Consider the following 972-nt stretch of genomic DNA (forward strand, 5'->3'; position numbering starts at 1 on the left):
CGTCGATGCCCATGAAGGAATAGGTTCCGGCCGTCGGCGTGTCGAGGCAGCCGATGATGTTCATCGCCGTCGACTTGCCGGAGCCGGACGGCCCCATGATGGCGACGAATTCGCCACGCCGGATGGCGAGGTCAATGCCGGCCAGCGCATGCACCTTGGCCTCGCCCTGGCCATAGCTCTTCCAGACCTTGTCGAAGGTGATGAGGGCAGCACCGGCAGCCACGGTATCAGCTCCGCTGCTGCGACGCGGTGATGACCTGTGCGCCTTCGTCGAGGCCAGAAATGATCTCGGTCAGTTCGCCGTCGGTCGAGCCGATCTTGACGTTGACCGGGTGCGGACGCCCGTTCTCCAGCACATAGAGCGTGCGCGAGCCGTCGGTGGGCACTGTGGCGGCCTGGCGCTGGCGGTTGCCGCCGGGGCGGCCCATGCGGCCGGTGAACAGGTCGCTGAGGCTCCAGCCGCGTGCGGCCTGTTGGGCAGGACGATAGCGGAAGGCGGTGGCCGGTACGGTGAGCACGTCCTTGGCCTGCTTGGTGACGACCGAAACGGTGGCGGTCATGCCGGGCCGCAGCAGCAGCTCGTTGTTGTCGACCTCGAGCCGCGCATTGTAGGTGACGACGCCGTCAGTGGTGACCGAGGCATAGGAGATGTCTCGGATCTCGGCATCGAACGGCCGCTCGGGGAAGGCATCGACGGTGAAGCGGGCATGCTGGCCGGATTTGACCGCACCGATGTCGGCCTCGTCGACCGCCGCCACCAGTTCCATGTTCCTGAGATCGGCGGCGATGATGAACAGCACCGGCGCCTGCAGCGAGGAGGCGACCGTCTGGCCGGGATCGACCGAGCGCGTCAAAACGATGCCGTCGATCGGCGCATAGATGGTGCTCTTGGCAAGGTCGGTCTGCTGCGCCTTGAGGTCGGCCTGGGCGATGGCGAGGTTGGCCTGCGCACTGTCTAGAGCTGCCTTGGAA

The 972-nt window shown here is 66.3% G+C and carries 2 protein-coding genes; both read right to left on the reverse strand.

What is annotated here, in order from left to right:
• Positions 1–223 (reverse strand): ATP-binding cassette domain-containing protein (locus EN932_RS36920; RefSeq protein ID WP_128369565.1); only part of this gene is annotated, 223 nt, incomplete at its 3' end.
• Between the two features lie 4 nt (positions 224–227).
• The coding region (locus EN932_RS36925; RefSeq protein WP_128369566.1) for an efflux RND transporter periplasmic adaptor subunit at positions 228–972 on the reverse strand (745 nt) is incomplete at its 5' end.

This window comes from Mesorhizobium sp. M7A.F.Ca.US.002.01.1.1 (assembly GCF_004022955.1).
Lineage (GTDB): Bacteria > Pseudomonadota > Alphaproteobacteria > Rhizobiales > Rhizobiaceae > Mesorhizobium > Mesorhizobium ciceri.